Raw genomic sequence first — 15,983 nt, 5'->3', positions numbered from 1 at the left:
TCACGGGTGCGGCCTTAGGTCACTTGGGGTGTCTGTGCCGGCCCTTTCGCGGGGCAAGCCCGCTCCCAAAGGTTCAGCTCAGCCTGAAGGGGTGGAGAAACCTGTGGGAGGCGGCTTGCCGGCGATCGGGCCCAGGCAGGCACCCTACCATGCCCGCCATCGATGAAAAATCCCGACATATCATTGCCCGTGATAATAACCTTCGCTGCGTTCGATTCGTGCGTCACGCGCAAGACACTCACACTCCGCCCACTACTAATATCTTGGCGGAGTTCTCCATGGACCACTCACTCAAACCCTTGCGCTTTCCCCTCGCTGCCCTGGCAGTGGTGGTGCTCAGCGCTTGCGGCCGAACCCCAGACGCTGTGCAGGCTCCCGCCGCGCCAAAGGTCAGCGTGGCCAAGGTGATCGAGCAGCCGATCAATGAATGGGACGAGTTCACCGGCCGCCTCGAAGCCCCGGAAACCGTCGAAGTGCGCCCGCGGGTCTCCGGCCAGATCGACCTGGTGGGCTTCACCGAAGGCGCCCAGGTCAAGAAAGGCGACCTGCTGTTCCAGATCGACCCGCGCCCGTTCCAGGCTGAAGTGCGCCGCCTCGAAGCCCAGCTGCAACAAGCCAAGGCCACCGCCGTGCGCAGCGCCAACGAAGCCCGCCGTGGCGAGCGCCTGCGCGACAGCAACGCGATCTCCGCCGAGCTTGCCGAGTCGCGCAGCAGCGCCGCCGCCGAGGCCCGTGCCGGGGTCGATGCGATCCAGGCGCAGCTCGACCTGGCCCGCCTGAACCTCAGCTTCACCCGCGTCACCTCGCCCATCAGCGGCCGTGTCAGCCGCGCCGAGTACACCGCCGGCAACATCGTCAGCGCCGATGTCACGCCGCTGACCAGCGTGGTTTCCACCGACAAGGTCTACGCCTACTTCGACGCCGACGAGCGCGTGTACCTCAAGTACACCCAGCTGGCGCGCGACGGCCAGCGCGGCCAGAGCACCCCGGTGTACCTGGGCCTGACCAGCGAAACCGGCAACCCGCACCTGGGCCAGATGAACTTCGTCGACAACCAGGTCAACCCGCGCACCGGCACCATCCGTGGCCGCGCCGTGTTCGACAACCGCGACGGCCAGTTCACCCCCGGCCTGTACGCGCGCCTGAAACTGGTCGGCAGCGCCCAGTACGACGCCATGCTGATCAACGATGAAGCGGTCGGCACCGACCTTGGCAAGAAGTTCGTGCTGGTGATGGACAAGGACAACAAGGCGACCTACCGCGCCGTGGAACTGGGGCCGAAACTCGAAGGCCTGCGCATCGTGCGCAGCGGCCTGGCCAAGGACGACCGCATCGTGGTCAAGGGCCTGCAGCGGGTTCGCCCAGGCTCGCCGGTGACCCCGGAAGAAACGCCGATGGCCAGCGAACAGACCCTCGCCGCGCTTGCCCAGCAGCGCCAGGCCCTGGAAGCCAGCAACAGCGCGCAGAACGTAGCGGGCTCCACTGAGAAAGTCGCCAGCGCCCAGGCGCCACGCGGTTAAGGGATCACACCGATGAACTTTTCGAAATTCTTCATTACCCGGCCGATCTTCGCCGCCGTGCTGTCGCTGGTGCTGCTGATCGCAGGCTCGATCTCGCTGTTCCAGCTGCCGATCAGCGAATACCCGGAAGTCGTGCCACCCACCGTGGTGGTGCGCGCCAACTTCCCCGGCGCCAACCCCAAGGTCATCGGCGAAACCGTCGCCGCGCCCCTGGAGCAGGCCATCACCGGGGTCGAGAACATGCTCTACATGTCCTCGCAGTCCACCGCCGACGGCAAGCTGACCCTGACCATCACCTTCGCCCTGGGCACTGACCTGGACAACGCGCAGGTGCAGGTGCAAAACCGCGTCACCCGCACCCAGCCCAAGCTGCCCGAAGAAGTGACGCGCATCGGTATCACCGTCGACAAGGCCTCGCCCGACCTGACCATGGTCGTGCACCTGACCTCGCCGGACAACCGCTACGACATGCTCTACCTGTCCAACTACGCCATCCTCAACATCAAGGATGAGCTGGCGCGCCTGGGCGGCGTGGGCGATGTGCAGCTGTTCGGCATGGGCGACTACTCGCTGCGCGTGTGGCTCGACCCGAACAAGACCGCTTCGCGCAACCTCACCGCCAGTGACGTGGTCGCCGCCATCCGCGAGCAGAACCGCCAGGTTGCCGCCGGCCAGCTGGGCGCCCCGCCCGCCCCGGGTTCGACCAGCTTCCAGCTGTCGATCAACACCCAGGGCCGCCTGGTCAACGAGGAAGAGTTCGAGAACATCATCATCCGTGCCGGTGCCGATGGCGAAATCACCCGCCTCAAGGACATCGCCCGGGTCGAGCTGGGCTCCAGCCAGTACGCCCTGCGTTCGCTGCTGAACAACCAGCCGGCGGTCGCCATCCCGATCTTCCAGCGCCCAGGCTCCAATGCCATCGAGATCTCCGACGAAGTGCGGGCGAAGATGGCCGAGCTGAAGAAGGACTTCCCTGAAGGGATGGACTACAGCATCGTCTACGACCCGACCATCTTCGTGCGTGGCTCCATCGAAGCGGTGGTGCACACCCTGTTCGAAGCCCTGGTGCTGGTGGTGCTGGTGGTGATCCTGTTCCTGCAGACCTGGCGTGCCTCGATCATCCCGCTGCTGGCGGTGCCGGTGTCGCTGATCGGTACCTTTGCGGTAATGCACCTGTTCGGCTTCTCGCTCAACGCGCTGTCGCTGTTCGGGCTGGTACTGGCCATCGGTATCGTGGTGGACGACGCCATCGTGGTGGTGGAGAACGTCGAGCGCAACATCGGGCTGGGCCTGAAGCCGCTGGAGGCCACGCAAAAGGCCATGAGCGAGGTGACCGGGCCGATCATCGCCACGGCGCTGGTGCTGTGCGCCGTGTTCGTGCCGGCGGCGTTCATTTCCGGCCTGACCGGGCAGTTCTACAAGCAGTTCGCCCTGACCATCGCCATCTCCACCGTGATCTCGGCGTTCAACTCGCTGACCCTGTCGCCGGCCCTGGCTGCCGTGCTGCTCAAGGACCACCATGCGCCCAAGGACCGTTTCTCGCGGTTCCTCGACAAGCTGCTGGGCAGCTGGCTGTTCGCCCCGTTCAACCGCTTCTTCGACCGTGCCAGCCACCGTTATGTGGGCGGCGTGCGCCGGGTCATCCGCTCCAGCGGCATTGCCCTGTTCGTCTATGCCGGGCTGATGGGCCTGACCTACCTGGGCTTCTCGTCCACCCCGACCGGTTTCGTGCCGGCCCAGGACAAGCAGTACCTGGTGGCCTTCGCCCAGCTGCCTGACGCGGCCAGCCTCGACCGTACCGAGGCGGTGATCAAGCGCATGAGCGAAATTGCCCTGAAGCAGCCTGGCGTTGCCGACTCGGTGGCCTTCCCGGGCCTGTCGATCAACGGCTTCACCAACAGCCCCAACAGCGGCATCGTGTTCACCCCGCTCAAGCCGTTCGACGAACGCAAGGACCCAAGCCAGTCGGCTGCCGCCATTGCCGCCGCGCTCAATGCCCAGTTCGCCGACATCCAGGACGCCTACATCGCGATCTTCCCACCGCCGCCGGTACAGGGCCTGGGCACCATCGGCGGCTTCCGCCTGCAGATCGAGGACCGCGGCAACCTGGGCTACGAAGCGCTGTACAAGGAAACCCAGAACATCATCGCCAAGAGCCACAACGTGCCGGAGCTGGCGGGCCTGTTCACCAGCTATCAGGTCAACGTGCCGCAGGTCGATGCCGCCATCGACCGGGAGAAAGCCAAGACCCACGGCGTGGCCATCACCGATATCTTCGACACCCTGCAGGTCTACCTGGGCTCGCTGTACACCAACGACTTCAACCGCTTTGGCCGCACCTACCAGGTCAACGTCCAGGCCGAGCAGCAGTTCCGCCTCGATGCCGAGCAGATCGGCCAGCTGAAGGTGCGCAACAACCAGGGCGAGATGATCCCGCTGGCAACCTTCCTCAAGGTCAGCGACACCTCCGGGCCTGACCGGGTGATGCACTACAACGGCTTCATCACCGCGGAAATCAATGGCGCGGCGGCACCGGGCTACAGCTCAGGGCAGGCCGAGGCGGCCATCGAGAAACTGCTCAAGGAGGAACTGCCCAACGGCATGACCTTCGAATGGACCGACCTGACCTACCAGCAGATCCTCTCCGGCAACACCGCCCTGCTGGTGTTCCCGCTCTGCGTGCTGCTGGCGTTCCTGGTGCTGGCGGCCCAGTACGAGAGCTGGAGCCTGCCGCTGGCGGTGATCCTGATCGTGCCGATGACCCTGCTGTCGGCCATTACCGGGGTGATCGTCTCCGGTGGCGACAACAACATCTTCACCCAGATCGGCCTGATCGTGCTGGTGGGCCTGGCGTGCAAGAACGCGATCCTGATCGTCGAGTTCGCCAAGGACGAGCAAGCCAAGGGCCTCGACCCGCTGGCTGCGGTGCTGGAAGCCTGCCGCCTGCGCCTGCGGCCGATCCTGATGACCTCGATCGCCTTCATCATGGGTGTGGTACCGCTGGTGTTCTCCTCCGGTGCAGGCTCTGAAATGCGCCATGCCATGGGTGTGGCGGTGTTCTCGGGGATGATCGGCGTGACCGTGTTCGGGCTGTTCCTGACCCCTGTGTTCTTCTTCCTGATCCGCCGTTTCGTCGAGCGTCGCCAGGCCCGCAAGGCCGAACGCGTTCAATCGCTGGAGAGCCATGCATGAACCTGCTCAAACCCCTGACCCCGAGCCTGCTGGCCCTGGCCTTGGCGGCCTGTGCGGTGGGCCCTGACTACCAGGCGCCGGCCACCGAGCATGCCCAGGTGGACACCGCGCTGCAGGCCAAGGCCTTCGACCGCAGCCGCTTCGAGAGCGTGTGGTGGAAGCAGTTCGACGACCCGGTACTGAACCAGCTGGTGCAGGCATCGCTGGAGGGCAACCGCGACCTGCGCGTGGCCTTTGCCCGGCTCAAGTCGGCGCGGGCGATCCGCGATGACGCCGCCAACGACCAGTTGCCGGTGGTCACCAGCCGCGCCAGCAGCGAAATCGGCAAGGGCCAGGTCCCGGGCCAGACCGACCAGCGGGTCAACAGCGAGCGCTACGACCTGGGCCTGGACATGGCCTGGGAGCTCGACCTGTTCGGCCGCATCCAGCGCCAGATCGAAGCCAGCGACGCCCAGGCGGCGGCGGCCCAGGCGGACCTGCAGCAGCTGCAGGTGAGCCTGATCGCCGAGCTGGTCGATGCCTACGGCCAGCTGCGCGGGGCGCAGTTGCGCGAGAAGATCGCCGTGGCCAACCTCAAGACCCAGCAAGAGTCGCGCACCATCACCGTGACCCTGCGCGATGCAGGGGTCGGCAACGAACTCGACGTGGTGCGCGCCGATGCGCGCCTGGCCGGGGTCGAAGCCACCGTGCCGCAACTGCAGGCCGAACAGGCGCGGGCGCGCCATCGCATCGCCACCCTGCTCGGCCAGCGCCCGGACGCGCTGAGCGTGGACCTATCGCCCAAGGCCCTGCCGGCAATTGCCAAGGCCCTGCCGGTGGGCGACCCCGGCGAGCTGCTGCGCCGCCGCCCGGACATCCGCAGCGCCGAGCGCCAGCTGGCAGCGGCCACCGCCAACGTTGGCGTGGCCACCGCCGACCTGTTCCCGCGGGTGAGCCTCAGCGGCTTCCTCGGCTTTACCGCCGCACGCGGCTCGCAGATCGGCTCCTCGGCCGCCAATGCCTGGGCCCTCGGCCCGAGCATCACCTGGGCAGCCTTCGACCTGGGCAGCGTGCGCGCCCGCCTGCGCGGCGCCAAGGCCGATGCCGAAGGGGCGCTGGCCAACTATGAACAGCAGGTGCTGCTGGCCCTGGAAGAATCGGCCAACGCCTTCAGCGACTACGACAAGACCCAGCAGCGGCTGTTGTCGCTGATGCGCCAGAGCGACGCCAGCCGCAAGGCCGCGGAGCTGGCCTCGGTGCGCTACCGCGAAGGCACGGTGGACTACCTGGTGCTGCTCGATGCCGAACGCGAACGCCTGAGCGCCGAAGACGCCCAGGCGGTGGGTGAAGTGGAGCTGTATCGCGGCATCGTGTCGATCTACAAGGCACTGGGTGGCGGCTGGCAGCCCGAGACGGTTGCCAGCGTGCGCTGAACCTTTAACTAGCAACGACTCCTTTGGTTGGTCTCTCCCAACCCTTTGCCCCGCAGGCCTTGGCCCGCGGGGCTTTTTTTATGGGGACCGCGCCGGCGACAAGACCGGTGCAGACACGCCAACGGTGCTTGCAGCCCACGGCATTCTGCCCCAAGCTCTCCCTTCCCACCGCCATGGACCGCACGATGCCCAGACGCCACCGCTACCTGATCGCCTTGCTGCTGCTGATCCTGGTATCGGGCACCATCGGCTACCTGCGCCGGGACACGCCACCGGCCCCCCAGGCGCTGCCGCCGCACAGTTATGGCAAGGCCCTGCGCATGGCCCACGAAGGCCAGCCGGGCGCTGCGCGGGTGCTGTACCAGCAATTGCAACGCGACGACCTGGCGCCGATCCGCCGCGCCGCACTGTTCGCCGAACTTCCCGACTACCCTTCCCCGCAAGCGCTGAAGCTGGCCCGTGCCGGGCTGGAAGACGACGAGCCGCTGGTGCGCCGCGCGGCCATCGCCAGCATCCAGCGCCTGGTCCCGGCGCCGCAGCGCAGCCTGGTGCTGGGGCCGCTGCTGGACGATGACGAACAAAGCGTGCGCTTCGCTGCGGTCGATGCCCTGCTGGGCCTGGACCCCGACGCCATCGGCCTGTACTTCGGCCCGCTGCAGGCCGCGCTCGAGCAATATCAGCAGGTGCTCGAGCAGCAGCCCGACGATGCCGAGGCGCAGGTGCACCTGGCGCGCCTGTACCTGCACGAGAACGACTACACCCAAGCCGCCACGGCCCTGCAGCGTGCCCTGGCGCTGGCACCGGACAGCCCCGACGCGCTGGCGACCCAGGTGCGCCTGCTCGAGCGCCAGGGCCAGCACGACCCATCCCGGCAGGTCCTCGCCAAAGCCCTGGCCTTGCGCCCCGATTCGGCGTTTCTGCAAAACCAGCTGGGCCTCTGGCTGATCCGCCACGACCAGCGCGAGTACGCCCTGCTGGCGCTGTCGCGGGCGGTCGAGCTGGAGCCGGACAACGCCGATTATCGCTACACCCTGGCGGTGACCCTGCACGACCTGGAGCAGACCGATGCGGCGCAAAAGCAGCTGGAAACCCTGCTCAGCCGGCAACCGGCCAACCGCGCGGCGCGGGTGCTGCTGATCCAGTACTGGAAGGAGACCGGGCAGTTGCAGAACGTGCAGGTGCTGCTGGCGGAACTGGAGCGTTTGAACCCGGATGATCCGTTCCTGCAACAAGGCCTGTAGTTTGCGTTGAACCCTTGGCAAGGGGCTGTGGTCCAGTGGGTATCGGACACCTGGTGGCATGACCCGGATCGGCCCTGCCCATTAGTCAAAGGAGATACGCATTGGCCAGTTCTGTGTCACTGGACGAACGTGCCGTGATCCTGGCGCCCACGCAGCTCGCCACGGATACCTCGCGGCTGCTGGCGGCCGCCGGCGTGCAGAGCCAGTGCGCACAGGACATGGCCAACCTGCAGAGCTGCCTGGCTGAAGGTGCGGGGCTGGCAATCATCGCGGAAAACACGCTGGGCGACGGCCCCGGCGCGCTGCTGCAGCGGTTCATCGAGCAGCAGCCCAAATGGTCGGACCTGCCGATCGTGATGCTCACCGCCACCGCCACCACTGCTACCACGCCCGCCAACCACCCGCTGGGCAACCTCACCTTGCTGGTCATGCCGTTCGCCGAAGCGCAACTGCTGCAACTGGCCCAGACCGCCCTGCGCATGCGCCGGCGCCAGTACCTGGCGCGCGACCAGCTGGCTGACCTGCAGCAGCGCCTGGACCAGCACGACGATGCCGAGCAACGCGAAACCCAGGCACGGCATCAGGCTCGCAAGATGGATGCAATCGGCCAGTTGGCAGGCGGCGTGGCGCACGATTTCAACAACCTGCTCACCAGCATTGGCGGCAGTTTCGAGCTGATCGACCGGCGCTTGAAACAGGGGCGCAGCGAGGGCCTGGAAGGCGTGCTGGGCATGGGCCAGCAGGCGGTGTCACGCGCCGCCCGGCTCACCCACCGGCTGCTGGCGTTTTCTGCCCGCCAGTCGTTGAACAGCCAATGCATCGATCTGCCTGAACTGCTGCAGACGCCGCACCTGGAGGCGGTGCTGGCGGGCAAGGCGACCCTGCAATTGAAGCTGGCACGCGATCTCTGGCCGGTGCAGGCCGACCAGGTGCAATTGCAGGAGGCCATCGACAACTTGCTGCAGAACGCCTGTGAAGCCATGCCCAGTGGTGGCGTGCTGCGTATCGAGGCGCGCAACCGCCACATCACCGCGCAGCAGTTGCCCGGCAGCGGCCTGGCCAGCGGCGATTACGCTTGCCTGAGCATCATCGATGAAGGCCAGGGCATGTCGCAAAGCACCCTGGAGCGGGCCTTCGAGCCGTTTTTCAGCACCAAGCCGGTTGGCCAGGGCATTGGCCTGGGCCTGTCGATGGTGTATGGCTTCAGCAAGCAGTCCCATGGCCATGTGATGCTGCACAGCCAGATCGGCCAAGGGACCCGGGTCGATCTGTTCATGCCGCGCCATCATGGCCGAGCGCCGGTCGAAAAAGCCCCGCCTGCTCCGGCAATGCAGACCAAGGGGCGCAACGTGCTGTTGGTCGAAGACGACCCCCACGTGCGCCAATTGCTCTGCCAGACCCTGCAGGAGGACGGTTTCCCTTGCCACAGCGCCAGCAATGCCAGCGAAGCGCTGCAGGTACTGCGCTCCAGCGAAACGATCGACCTGCTGGTCAGCGACGTGGGCTTGCCGGGCATGAACGGCCGGCAGCTGGCTGAAATCGCCCGCACCTTGCGGCCACGCTTGCCGGTGCTGTTCATCACCGGCTACGCCGAAACGGCCACGGCCCGTGAAGGGTTTCTCGCCCCTGGCATGCAACTGATCTGCAAACCGTTCGAACTCAGGCAGTTGCAGCTGCAGGTGGCGCAGATGCTCGGCCGCCGTTGAGCCGCATCACTCGGTAAGCATGAGCAGCGCTTGATCCGCCAGCTCCTCCAGCGGGAAAGGCTTGAGCAACAACGCCGTGCCGGGCGCATCGAGCAGCTGGGGCTCCAGCGTGGTCTGGGTGTAGCCGGTGATGAACAGGATCTTCTGCTCCGGGTTGATCATGCGCATCGCCCGGGCCACCTGGCGGCCACTGAAGCCACCGGGCAGGCCGATATCGGTGATGACCAGGTCGAAGGGCCCCGCGTGGCGGAACCGCTCCAGTGCCGAATTGGCATCGGTCACATCACAGACCTCAAAGCCGCGTTCACGCAGGTATTCGCGCATCAGCATGCGCAGGTTGTTCTCATCGTCCACCAGCAGCAGGCGCTGCCCCTCGGCCAGCCGCGCCGAAGGCACGCGCTGGGGAGGCTCTTGGGGAATGCTCTGGCTGCAGCGTGGAAACAGCATGGAAACGGTGGTGCCGGCATCCAGCGCGGATTCGATCCAGATGTAGCCCCCGGACTGGCCAACGAAGCCGTGCACCATCGGCAACCCCAGCCCTGCCCCACGCCCCACCGGCTTGCTGGTGAAAAACGGCTCGAACGCCCTGGCCACGTCCTGGGCGCTCATGCCATGCCCGTCGTCGCAGACATGCACGGCGACATAGTCGCCCGGCGCCAGGCCGGCCGGGTCCGGGAAGGCGGTGGCCAGGCGCATGTTGGTGGTACGCACCGTCACATTGCCGCGCTGCAGGCAGGCTTCGCGGGCGTTGGCACACAGGTTGACCAGGGTGCTTTCCAGTTGCGTGATGTCCAGGCACACCGGCCAGGGCTCGACTTCCAGTTGCCACTGCAAGTGCATTTCCGCGCCCAGCACCTGGTGCAGCAAAGGCTCCATGGCGGATAGCTGGCGGTTGATATCCAGCGGTTTCGGCGAAAGCGGCTGGTGGCGGGAAAACGCCAGCAGGCGGTGGGTGAGGGTCATGGCGCGCTGGACCGAATCGCGCGCCAGCTCCACGTAGGTGTCGATCCGCTCCAGGCGCCCCTGGCTCAAGCGCCGCTGCAGCATTTCAAGGCTGCCGCCGATCCCCGACAACAGGTTGTTCATCTCGTGGGCCATGCCGCCGGCCATGTGGCTCACCACCTCCAGTTGCTGGTTGCCGCGCAGCAGCGCCTGGGACTGGCGCATCGCCTCTTCGCGGTCATCGGTGATGTCGCGCCCCACGGCGGTGAGCATCGTGCCATCGAACTTGGCCGTCCAGCGGAACGAGCGGTAATGCCCATCCCGATGGCGCAAGCGGGTTTCCAGCTGCTCGGCGCCCTGGTCGCGCACGAAGTCGATCACCGCCACTTCCACTTCGGCGCGATCCGCCGGGTGCACGAGCTGCAGGATCGGGATGTCGTGCACCTCGGCCTGGGTCCAGCCAAGTATGCGCAGCCACGCGGGGTTGGCCGCCTGCAGGCGCAGGTCGCGGGTAACGCTGATCATCGCGTCGCGCGACAGCTGCCACATGGACTCGCGGTCCACCAGGTAGCGCTGGATCTGCTCTTCGAAGGCCTGCGCCTGCTCGCGCCACTTGCCCAACGCCTCGACGCTGGCGGTGGTCTCGATGACGGTGTGCAGGAACCCCGCCACTTCTCGGTGTTCGTCGCAGATGGGCGTGTAACTGAAGGCGTACAGCGCCTGGGCGCCGGTGTTGGCGCAGGTGACCCACAGCGGCTGGTCCTCGACGAAGCTGCCCTGGCCTTGCAGCGCCTTGAACACCCAGGGCCCGACGTCATTCCAGTGGCTGCTCCACAACGCGTCGAAGCCCTTGCCCAACGCATGGCCCGGGCCATGCAGCAACCTCAGGTAGGCCGTGTTGTGGATCACCGTGAGGTCGGGGCCCCAGACCACCGCACTGGGAAACGGCGACAAGAGCATCGCATCGACCGCCAGGCGCAGCGGCGCCTGCCAGCGCGGCAAAGGCCCCAGGGCGGTTTGCCCCCAGTCATGCGCGGCGATCAGCTCGTCCATGCCGAGGGCCGAGGTCGCCACCGGAGGTAATTGAATGCCTGACGCCGAACCTTTGCGCTCAATGCCTTTAGCGACCAATGTCGTGATTCCACCGTGGCTGAGGATTAACAAGCGATCTGCGGCTTGCCCATTTCAGGGCTGCAATACCCGGGATGCAAATCGGTCCTGAGCAAAGGTAGCACAGCGCCATTGCCGGCGTGCGGGGTTGAAACCGCAAGCTATGCTCATTAGGTTTTCCCGCGTCATGGCGCGTCTTCCCCTATGACTACAGACCGGAGGGTGGTGATGAGCAAGAAAATTCTCGTGGTGCTGACCAACACCGCCAAGTACCCAGGCCTGAACCGGGCCACCGGCCTGTGGCTCGGTGAGGCCGTGCACTTCGTCGATGTGGTGCAGAAGGCCGGCTACAGCGTTGATTATGTGAGCCCTGAAGGCGGCTATGTACCCGTTGACCCGCACAGCCTGCAGATGGCGCCGGAACTGGATTGGCAGTGGTACGACGACAAGCACTTCATGAACCGCCTGGGCGCTTCGCTGTCGCCGGGCAAGGTCAAGGCCGAGGACTACGACGTCATCTATTACACCGGCGGGCACGGGGTGATGTACGACTTCCCGGACAACCAGGCGCTGCAGGAGCTGGCGCGCAAGGTCTACGAAAAGAACGGCATCGTCGCGGCGGTGTGCCACGGCGTGGTGGGCCTTCTGAACATCAAGCTCAGCGACAACACGCTGTTGCTCAAGGACCGGCAAGTCACTGGGTTTTCCAACACCGAGGAGAAACTCGCCGAACTGGACAAGGTGGTGCCGTTTCTGACCGAAAACGAGCTGGGTGCCCGCGGCGGTGCCTACAGCAAGCATGATGACCCCTGGGCGCCTTTCGTGGTCGCCGACGGCCGTTTGATCACGGGGCAAAATCCAAAGTCCACGGCGTTGCTGGCAGAAAAGGTGCTGGAGCAGCTCAAGCGATGATGCGTCTTACACGACGATGCCGCGCTTCCGCTGCCAGATACAGCCGCAACTTACAGTAGGCCTACTGCGGTTTTCCTAGGCTCTTCTTCCTCAACTGCCCACCACGGGCGGCGTCGAAGCGGAGGGCCGCCGGCCTATGTCGAGAACCACCACGATCGGCCGCTCCATGCTGGAGCTGCTGTTGATCTTGTCTATCAGCTTGATACCTGTCGCCTCGGGGCTGGCGGTGATGGTCTACCAGCAGGACCGCAAACTCGAGGAGAACGCCCGCGTCTCCGTGCAGGAAGCGATCTTTTCCGTCGACATGTCGCTGGACAGGTTGCATGCCATTGCCAACAACGCCCTGGCTCTGGCAGGCAAGCCCTGTGCACAAGCCAAAGGCAGCCTGATCAAGCAGGTCACCGAAACCCAGTACTTGCGTTCGCTCACGCTGGCCGAGGGCGGCGAAGCCTACTGCAGCTCGATGGCAGGTTTTGCCGACGCGCAAATGAGCCAGGCCGACCTGTCGATGCCGGTGCAACTGGCGTTCATCTCCACCTTGGCGCCAGAAGGCGCCTTGTTGTTGCACCAAGTCGAGCACGAGGCATTCAGCGCCATCGCAACCGCCTATGCCGATCAGCTGCGCAATGAACTTCGTGCCTTCCAGGATGGGCTGACCTTACTGCTGCAGTTTGGTGATGGCTATATCTGGGCTGACGGGGACTCACGCGGCCTGTCACGGCCTTCGCAAGCCGAATACTTTCATAGGGGGGTATCGGAAAAGTATGGCTACACGGTCGAGGCTGGCTATGCAGAGGGCTTTTCCGCCAACGAAGCTCGCCAGTCGATGATCCTGGTGCTGCCTTCTCTGGTGTTGATCGGCGTGGTCACCGGCTCAGTGATCTATTGGGCCTTGTTCAGGCGCGGCCCGCGCAATGAAAACGCCGCCAACTCGCGTTGACGGCGTTGCTCCAACCTTGCTCGAACCTTACTCGGCGTTCAGCACGCCACGGCGAACCTGGTCGCGCTCGATGGACTCGAACAGGGCCTTAAAGTTGCCCTCACCAAAGCCATCGTCACCCTTGCGCTGGATGAACTCGAAGAACACCGGCCCCAGCAGGGTTTCGGAGAAGATCTGCAGCAGCAGGCGCTTGTCGCCGGCCTCGGAAGCCCCATCCAGCAGAATGCCACGGGCCTGCAGTTGGTCGACCGGTTCACCGTGCCCTGGCAGGCGCTCTTCGAGCATCTCGTAGTAAGTCTGCGGCGGCGCAGTCATGAAGCGCATGCCGAAGCCTTTGAGCGCATCCCAGGTCTTGAGCAGGTCGTCGGTAAGGAAGGCCACGTGCTGGATGCCTTCGCCGTTGAACTGCATGAGGAACTCTTCGATCTGCCCGGCGCCCTTGGACGACTCTTCGTTCAGCGGAATGCGGATCATCCCGTCCGGCGCGGTCATGGCCTTGGAGGTCAGGCCGGTGTATTCGCCCTTGATGTCGAAGTAGCGGATTTCGCGGAAGTTGAACAGCTTCTCGTAGAACCCGGCCCAGTACGCCATGCGCCCGCGGTACACGTTGTGGGTCAGGTGGTCGATGATTTTCAGCCCAGCACCCACCGGGTTGCGGTCGACACCTTCGATGAAGTTGAAATCGATGTCGTAGATCGAGCTGCCCTCTTCGAAGCGGTCAATCAAGTACAGAGGGGCACCACCGATGCCTTTGATGGCGGGCAGGCGCAGCTCCATCGGGCCGGTTTCGATTTCCACCGGCTGGGCACCGAGCTCCAGGGCACGGGCATAGGCTTCATGGGCGTTGCGCACACGGAACGCCATGCCACATACCGACGGGCCATGCTCGGCGGCAAAGTACGAAGCGATGCTCTTGGGTTCGTTGTTGAGGATCAGGTTGATGCCGCCCTGACGGTACAGGTGCACATCCTTGGAGCGGTGGGTGGCCACCTTGGTGAAACCGAGCATCTGGAACACTGGCTCCAGAACGCCCGGCGCAGGCGACGCCAGTTCGATGAATTCGAAGCCCATCAGGCCCATTGGATTTTCAAAGATATCAGCCATGTTCGTGTCCTCATCTGCAGCTAAAGATTATTGATTGCGTGGGATGTGGAACGGCGATGGCGGTGAGCACGGGATACCGCGCACGCTGCGGGCGAGGAAGTCACCAATGGTCAGCTTGAACCCAGGATTCGTCATAGGGACCCATTCTCGGCGGGATCGATCCTTCAACAGGGAAGGACCTTATTGTTGTATTCGTAAATCGATTCTACAGTGCGTAAATTCCTTTGTCGCGCATTTGTTCGCCACCTTCACCGACAAACGGCTATCCTCAGCACGTTACCTTCCATGAAGATTAGGCCAGCATGCCCCTTACCGTAAAACGCCCTGCCCGGTGGAGTTGGCGCACCCTCCTCCCCTGGGTGGTCGGCGCATTGCCGCTGGCGTTCGGCCTGATCGTGATGCACTGGCAGGTGGAGCGCGAGCTCGAGGCCAACAGCCAGGCCACCACGCGCCAGGTGGTGGAACAGGTCGAGCACATCCTCGATACCCTCTCCAGCACCGCCCAGGCCCTGCTGCCACTGGCCGGCAGCCCCTGCGAGCAGACCCAGCTGTCGCTGCGTGGCCAAGTCACCCGCAACGCCTACGTGCGCTCGACCAACCTGTTCCAGCACAACAACCTCTATTGCACATCGTTGTTCGGCGAGTTCGACGAGCCGGTCGACCCCCGCGACTACACCGACGGCAGGTTGTGGCTGATGGACGGCAATTCGGTCACCCCAGGCCACGCCCTGCTGGTGTATCGCGCCAGTGAAGGCGAACGTGGCGCCATCGCGACCGTCGATGGCGAGCACCTGGTGACCGCACTGCGCCTGATCGGCCCCGACCAGCAGTTGCAGCTGCGGGTGGGCGATGACTGGATGGGCCAGGACGGCGTGGTGCACCAGGGCCCGTTGCCCAGCGCGCCGGTCGCCGAGGTGACGCAAAGCTCCACCCGCTACCCGTTCAGCGTTCACGGCGGCTACAGCGCGGCAACCCCGGGCGAGCTGCTGCGCAGCCACTACCCGGCGCTGCTGAGCCTGCTGCTGCTTCTGGGTGCGGTGGCCGGCACCGCCTGCCGCTGGCAGATCCGCCGCGCCAACTCGCCGCGCGCCGAACTGCGCCGGGCCCTTGAAGCCGACGAGTTTCTGCCCTATTTCCAGCCCGTGGTGCGCAAGGACGACTACCGCTGGGCCGGCGCCGAGGTATTGATGCGCTGGAACCACCCCCACGAAGGCCTGGTGCGCCCGGATCTGTTCATTCCCTATGCCGAGCACAGCGGCCAGATCGTCGAGATGACCCGGGCGCTGATGCTGCACACCGCGCACAGCCTCGCCCCTTACGCCGCGCTGATGGAGGATGGCTTTCACATCGCCATCAACATCACCGCCGACCATTGCCGCGACCTGAACCTGCTCGACGATTGCCGCACCTTCCTGCAGCACTTCCCGCCGGGGCGGGTGGTGCTGACCCTGGAGCTGACCGAACGCAAGCTGATCGAGGCCACGCCGATCACCCTGGAGTTGTTCGAGAAACTGCATGAAATGGGCGTGATGATCGCCCTGGACGACTTCGGCACCGGCCAGTCCAGCCTCAACTACCTGCGCCAGTTCCAGGTCGACTACCTGAAGATCGACCAGAGCTTCGTGGCCATGATCGGGGGCGATGCGCTGTCGCAGCACATTCTGGACAGCATCATCGAGCTGTCGGGCAAGCTGCACCTGGGCCTGGTGGCAGAAGGCGTGGAAAGCGAAGTCCAGCGTGACTACCTGGCCCGCCATGGCGTCGACTTCCAGCAAGGCTACCTGTTCGGCCGGCCCATGCCGGCGGCCGAGTTTCTCCAGGCGCTGGCCAGCCAGCCGGGCGCCGCGCGGTTGCCGCAGGGCGCGCCCCCTGAGATCATGCGCGGCTGATCCACCCGCTCACTC

Annotated in this window: 10 protein-coding genes; 8 read left to right on the top strand and 2 right to left on the bottom strand. The window is 65.2% G+C overall.

Going from position 1 to position 15,983, the window contains the following annotated elements; genetic code table 11:
• The first annotated feature begins 278 nt into the window (after positions 1-278).
• From mexE to L6D75_RS00240, 5 genes are all read left to right on the top strand, one after another.
• A complete protein-coding gene (gene mexE, locus L6D75_RS00260; RefSeq protein ID WP_176516381.1) occupies positions 279-1,520 on the top strand; it encodes a multidrug efflux RND transporter periplasmic adaptor subunit MexE in 1,242 nt (413 codons plus the stop codon).
• A gap of 12 nt (positions 1,521-1,532) precedes the next feature.
• Entirely contained in the window at positions 1,533-4,712 is a 3,180-nt protein-coding gene (locus tag L6D75_RS00255; RefSeq protein WP_176516379.1) for an efflux RND transporter permease subunit, read from the top strand.
• Positions 4,709-6,124, top strand: a complete 1,416-nt coding sequence (locus L6D75_RS00250; protein ID WP_176516377.1) for an efflux transporter outer membrane subunit — start codon at positions 4,709-4,711, stop codon at positions 6,122-6,124. Before L6D75_RS00255 ends, L6D75_RS00250 begins: the two co-directional genes overlap by 4 nt.
• Before the next feature lie 185 nt (positions 6,125-6,309).
• Positions 6,310-7,365, top strand: coding sequence for a tetratricopeptide repeat protein (locus L6D75_RS00245; protein ID WP_176516375.1), 1,056 nt, complete (start codon positions 6,310-6,312; stop codon positions 7,363-7,365).
• Positions 7,366-7,466: 101 nt separating this feature from the next.
• Positions 7,467-9,071 (top strand): response regulator, encoded by a 1,605-nt coding sequence (locus L6D75_RS00240; protein WP_176516373.1) that lies wholly within the window; start codon positions 7,467-7,469, stop codon positions 9,069-9,071.
• 6 nt (positions 9,072-9,077) lie between these two features.
• Here the strand turns inward: L6D75_RS00240 and L6D75_RS00235 are convergent, their stop codons facing one another.
• The gene (locus tag L6D75_RS00235; RefSeq protein WP_236193317.1) at positions 9,078-11,066 is read right to left on the bottom strand and encodes a hybrid sensor histidine kinase/response regulator; all 1,989 of its coding nucleotides are present in this window, start codon (positions 11,064-11,066) and stop codon (positions 9,078-9,080) included.
• 285 nt (positions 11,067-11,351) lie between these two features.
• Between L6D75_RS00235 and L6D75_RS00230 the strand changes: the two genes are divergently transcribed.
• Together L6D75_RS00230 and L6D75_RS00225 are read left to right on the top strand one after the other, a co-directional pair.
• A complete protein-coding gene (locus tag L6D75_RS00230) occupies positions 11,352-12,035 on the top strand; it encodes a type 1 glutamine amidotransferase domain-containing protein (RefSeq protein WP_176518236.1) in 684 nt (227 codons plus the stop codon).
• 166 nt (positions 12,036-12,201) lie between these two features.
• On the top strand, positions 12,202-12,975 hold the full coding sequence (locus L6D75_RS00225; protein ID WP_236193316.1) for a CSS-motif domain-containing protein: 774 nt from the start codon (positions 12,202-12,204) through the stop codon (positions 12,973-12,975).
• A 27-nt stretch (positions 12,976-13,002) separates the two neighbouring features.
• Here the strand turns inward: L6D75_RS00225 and hppD are convergent, their stop codons facing one another.
• A complete protein-coding gene (gene hppD, locus L6D75_RS00220; RefSeq protein WP_176518238.1) occupies positions 13,003-14,079 on the bottom strand; it encodes a 4-hydroxyphenylpyruvate dioxygenase in 1,077 nt (358 codons plus the stop codon).
• Positions 14,080-14,381: 302 nt separating this feature from the next.
• On the opposite strand from hppD, the gene L6D75_RS00215 reads away from it, so the two are divergent.
• Entirely contained in the window at positions 14,382-15,968 is a 1,587-nt protein-coding gene (locus L6D75_RS00215) for an EAL domain-containing protein (protein WP_236193315.1), read from the top strand.
• The last annotated feature ends 15 nt before the right edge of the window (positions 15,969-15,983 follow it).

It is taken from the genome of Pseudomonas faucium (assembly GCF_021602585.1).
GTDB classification, from domain to species: Bacteria; Pseudomonadota; Gammaproteobacteria; order Pseudomonadales; family Pseudomonadaceae; genus Aquipseudomonas; species Aquipseudomonas faucium.
Note: the sequence above shows the minus strand (reverse complement) of the source record. Positions and strands in the feature narration are given on the sequence as shown.

Excerpts from the sequence above, each read along its gene's own strand:
- mexE (WP_176516381.1), top strand. The coding sequence starts at position 279 with ATGGACCACTCACTCAAACCCTTGCGCTTTCCCCTCGCTGCCCTGGCA.
- L6D75_RS00255 (WP_176516379.1), top strand. The coding sequence starts at position 1,533 with ATGAACTTTTCGAAATTCTTCATTACCCGGCCGATCTTCGCCGCCGTG.
- L6D75_RS00250 (WP_176516377.1), top strand. The coding sequence starts at position 4,709 with ATGAACCTGCTCAAACCCCTGACCCCGAGCCTGCTGGCCCTGGCCTTG.
- L6D75_RS00245 (WP_176516375.1), top strand. The coding sequence starts at position 6,310 with ATGCCCAGACGCCACCGCTACCTGATCGCCTTGCTGCTGCTGATCCTG.
- L6D75_RS00235 (WP_236193317.1), bottom strand. The coding sequence starts at position 11,066 with ATGGACGAGCTGATCGCCGCGCATGACTGGGGGCAAACCGCCCTGGGG.
- L6D75_RS00230 (WP_176518236.1), top strand. The coding sequence starts at position 11,352 with ATGAGCAAGAAAATTCTCGTGGTGCTGACCAACACCGCCAAGTACCCA.
- L6D75_RS00225 (WP_236193316.1), top strand. The coding sequence starts at position 12,202 with ATGCTGGAGCTGCTGTTGATCTTGTCTATCAGCTTGATACCTGTCGCC.
- hppD (WP_176518238.1), bottom strand. The coding sequence starts at position 14,079 with ATGGCTGATATCTTTGAAAATCCAATGGGCCTGATGGGCTTCGAATTC.
- L6D75_RS00215 (WP_236193315.1), top strand. The coding sequence starts at position 14,382 with ATGCCCCTTACCGTAAAACGCCCTGCCCGGTGGAGTTGGCGCACCCTC.